Origin of the sequence: Myxococcus sp. AM010, from assembly GCF_013372585.1 — a bacterium.
GTDB lineage: Bacteria > Myxococcota > Myxococcia > Myxococcales > Myxococcaceae > Myxococcus > Myxococcus vastator.
Map to the genome: position 1 here is coordinate 1 of NZ_JABXEO010000186.1, position 3,320 is coordinate 3,320.

Here is a 3,320-nt window from a genome sequence, read left to right on the forward strand (position 1 = left end):
CACCTCGGCCAGCCCCACCCCCACGCCCACGGGCATGGGGCCCGTGGGCGTGGGGGTGGGGCTGGCCGAGGTGTGGGTGACGGCGTGGCTGGTGGAGCGGCTCAACCCGTCGATGCGAGGGCTGGCGCGGCAGGTGGTGGAGCCCTTCGTCACCCTGGGGGTGTTGCTGCTGGGCGCGTGTCTGGCGGCGCCGCGGCTGGTGGAGGAGGGTGTGGTGGCGCAGGCGCTGGTGGGCGCGGTGTTGTTCGCCATCCTGGTGTGGGTCCGTGAACGGCTGCCGGGAGCGCTGCCACTCCTGGGCGAGCTGAGGCAGATTCTCGAATTCGTCCGGGCACGGAGGGCCGCGAGGCCGGCTCCGGTGAGTCCGGCGTCGACGTGAGCGGAAAGCGAGGGTCCCGATGAAGAAGCCCGACCTGGTCATCTCCATCGTCAATCACAGCAACCCGGAGTTGCTGCACGACTGTCTGCGCACCTTGCATGCGACGACGCGCGACAGCTCCTTCGAGGTCTGGATTGTCGACAACGCCACTGGCGGGCGCGGCGTGGACGCCATGCGGCGCGACTTCCCCAAGGTGCGCTGGCTCTTCAACACGGAGCGCAAGGGCTTCTCCGCCAACCACAACCAGGTGCTGCGTCAGGCCCGGGGCCGCCACTTCTGCATCTTCAATGACGACACCATCGTCCACGAGGGCGCCTTCGACGCGCTGGTGCGCTTCATGGATGACAACCCGCGCGTGGGAATGGCGGGCGCGCGGCTGTTGAACGCGGACGGCACTGTCCAGAACTGCACCTTCCGGCCCATGTCGCTGGCCGGGCAGCTCTTCGACCTCGTCTTCCTGCCGCGTCCCCTCCACTTCCTCAAGGCGATGGCCATCGACCCGGCGCAGTACGGCCACGACGAGGCCCGCGTGAGCTGGGTGCTGGGGGCCTGCATCGTGGTGCGCGAGGAGGCGCTCGCGGAGGTGGGCCTGCTCGACGAGCAGATGTCCCCGCTGGGCAACACCGAGGACACCGACTGGTGCGTGCGGGCCTGGAAGGAGGGCTGGGAGGTGGCCTTCTGTCCGGAGGCGGTGATTACGCACCTGACGAGCCGCTCGTTCCGGCCGTCCGACACCGGGGCCGACCCGGTGCGCATCGAGCTGTGGCGCACGCGGCTGGCGTACTTCCGCAAGCACCACGGCCGGCTGCACGAGGCGGCCATGCGGGCCATCCTGGTGGGGACGTTGCCGTACAACTCGGCGGTGCTGACGCAGACGCTGCTGCGCGGGCGCATGAGCCTGCCGGAGTACCGCAAGCAGCTGGCCACCTTCCTGGGCATCTCCGGGATGGGCCTGCGCGCCCGCGTGTGACATGCCGCTCTTCTCCGTCATCATCCCCACGTACAACCGGGCGCGGCTCTTGGAGGCGGCGCTCGCGTCCGTGTTCGCGCAGGAGGAGCGCGACTTCGAGGTGCTCGTCGTGGATGACGGCTCCACCGACGACACGCTGGAGACGCTGGCCCGCTACGGCGAACGGGTGCGCGTCTTGCGCCAGCGCAACGCGGGCCCGGGCGCCGCGCGCAACCTGGGCATCCAGGAGGCCCGCGGCGCCTATGTGGCCTTCCTGGACAGTGACGACCTGTGGTTCCCCTGGACGCTGGCCACGTACCGGCGGGTGCTGGAGGCGGAGGCGGGGACGTCGCTGGTGCTGGGCACGGCGGTGCCGTTCTCCCGGGCCGAGTCCCTGGCGTCCGTGGTGCGCGAGCCGCTCCAGGTGCTGCGCTTCGCGGACTATCTGGCCAGCGCGGAGGACCGGACGCCGCGCACCGCGTGCGTGCTGGCGGTGCGCACGGAGGCGCTGCGGCGCGTGGGCGGCTTCACCTCGCTGCGCATCAGCGGCGAGGACTACGACTTGCTGTACCGGCTGGGCACGGCGCCGGGCTTCGCCTGGGTGCGCGCCCCCGCGGTGGTGGGCTACCGCCAGCACGCGGGCTCCACGTCCACGGCGCTGGAGTCCGGCTACCAGGGCACGCGGTATCAATTGGAGCAGGAGCGCCTGGGGCGCTATCCGGGAGGCACGGCCCGCAGGCGTGAGCGGCTGGAGCTGCTGCTCTACAGCCTGCGCCACGTGACGCACTGGTTGCTGTCCCAGCGCCGCGTGGACCTGGCGCTGGACTTGTACCGGCGCGGCCTGCCGCTCCACCTGGCGGCGCCGCGCTGGCGCTACGTGCTGGGCTTCCCGCCGTGGGCGCTGGCCACCACCGTGCGCCAGCGCGTGTCGGGCCGCTGACGGCGCGGTTTCAGCGTCCGCCGCCGCCCAGCAGCGGCACCACGGAGAGGATGCGGCCCACGAGCGCGGGGTCCAGGCGCGACTTGAGGAAGTTCAGCAGCAGGGGCGCCACCAGGGACGCCTTGCTCGCGTCGATGTTGAAGCGGCCCAGCAGGGACACCACGGCCGCCATGTCACCGGCCTGCCCCGCGGCGCCGCCCAGCGCGCTCAGCATGCCGCCCGTGTTTCCCTCCTGGCCGGACATGAGCCCCCCCAGCGCGCCCATCAGCCCGCCCCCGCGTCCGGCGCCGTCTGGGGCGCGGACGTGGTGCTGGGGGCCTGCCGCCAGGTCTCCATCTCTGGAACCGCCTGGCCCATCTGGTTCGCGGCGTCGGGGCCCAGCTTCTCCTGCACCGTGCCTTGCACCTGCTTCAGCAGCGAGCCCGCCAGCCCCTGGGCCTGCGTTCCATTCACTCCGAGCTGCTGAGAGAGCTGTCCGATGAGGTCCATCCCTTGCTCCTTTCCTGTCGCGCGTCCGTGTGGAGCGCCTTTCTAGCGGGCCGGCCGCTCCCTCGCCTTCCCGCCGCCTTCCCCCGGTCCCCCGCGGACTGCGCATCTTCGCTGGGGAGGCCTGTCATGCGGGAAGCGAACGCGGAGGGCTCGCGACGGAAGACGGCGGAGCGCGACGCCCGGGAGTGCTGGGGCGGCGTCGACCTGGGCGGGACGAAAATCGAGGCCGTGGTGGTGGACCGCGCTGGCGCCGTCCTGGGGAAGCTGCGCCAGCCCACGCCCGCCGACGGTGAGCCCGGCGACGTGGTGCGCGCCATCCACGACACGCTGGAGGGCGCGGCGCACGCGGCGGGCCTGACGTCCCGTCAGCTCCAGGGGGTGGGCGTGGGTGCGCCCGGCGCGGTGAACGCCAACGAGGGCACGCTGGGACACGTCAGCAACGTGGGCCGGGGTTGGAAGACGCCCTACCCGGTGGCGGGGGACCTGGGCGCGCGGGTGGGCCGGCCCGTGGTGCTGGGCAACGACGTCCAGGTGGCGGTGGCGGCGGAGTACCGGCTGGGGGC

Annotated in this window: 5 protein-coding genes and 1 pseudogene; 4 read left to right on the top strand and 2 right to left on the bottom strand. The window is 72.3% G+C overall.

Going from position 1 to position 3,320, the window contains the following annotated elements; genetic code table 11:
- The 3 genes and pseudogenes from HV826_RS36125 to HV826_RS36135 form a co-directional block, all read left to right on the top strand.
- A pseudogene (locus HV826_RS36125) lies at nt 1-379 on the top strand (polysaccharide biosynthesis protein); the annotation flags it as partial.
- Nucleotides 380-398: 19 nt separating this feature from the next.
- Nucleotides 399-1,349, top strand: coding sequence for a glycosyltransferase family 2 protein (locus HV826_RS36130; protein WP_176421542.1), 951 nt, complete (start codon nt 399-401; stop codon nt 1,347-1,349).
- A 1-nt stretch (nt 1,350) separates the two neighbouring features.
- Nucleotides 1,351-2,268, top strand: coding sequence for a glycosyltransferase family A protein (locus tag HV826_RS36135; RefSeq protein ID WP_176421543.1), 918 nt, complete (start codon nt 1,351-1,353; stop codon nt 2,266-2,268).
- A 10-nt stretch (nt 2,269-2,278) separates the two neighbouring features.
- On the opposite strand, the gene HV826_RS37775 is transcribed toward HV826_RS36135, so the two are convergent.
- Nucleotides 2,279-2,512: a hypothetical protein gene (locus tag HV826_RS37775; RefSeq protein ID WP_255217594.1), complete on the bottom strand. Its 234-nt coding sequence runs from the start codon at nt 2,510-2,512 to the stop codon at nt 2,279-2,281.
- A gap of 20 nt (nt 2,513-2,532) precedes the next feature.
- Nucleotides 2,533-2,757, bottom strand: a complete 225-nt coding sequence (locus HV826_RS37780; RefSeq protein WP_255217595.1) for a DUF2780 domain-containing protein — start codon at nt 2,755-2,757, stop codon at nt 2,533-2,535.
- 126 nt (nt 2,758-2,883) lie between these two features.
- Between HV826_RS37780 and HV826_RS36145 the strand changes: the two genes are divergently transcribed.
- The coding region (locus HV826_RS36145) for an ROK family protein (protein ID WP_176421544.1) at nt 2,884-3,320 on the top strand (437 nt) is incomplete at its 3' end.

Coding starts and splice junctions, on each gene's coding strand:
- HV826_RS36130 (WP_176421542.1), top strand. CDS start 399: ATGAAGAAGCCCGACCTGGTCATCTCCATCGTCAATCACAGCAACCCG.
- HV826_RS36135 (WP_176421543.1), top strand. CDS start 1,351: ATGCCGCTCTTCTCCGTCATCATCCCCACGTACAACCGGGCGCGGCTC.
- HV826_RS37775 (WP_255217594.1), bottom strand. CDS start 2,512: ATGTCCGGCCAGGAGGGAAACACGGGCGGCATGCTGAGCGCGCTGGGC.
- HV826_RS37780 (WP_255217595.1), bottom strand. CDS start 2,757: ATGGACCTCATCGGACAGCTCTCTCAGCAGCTCGGAGTGAATGGAACG.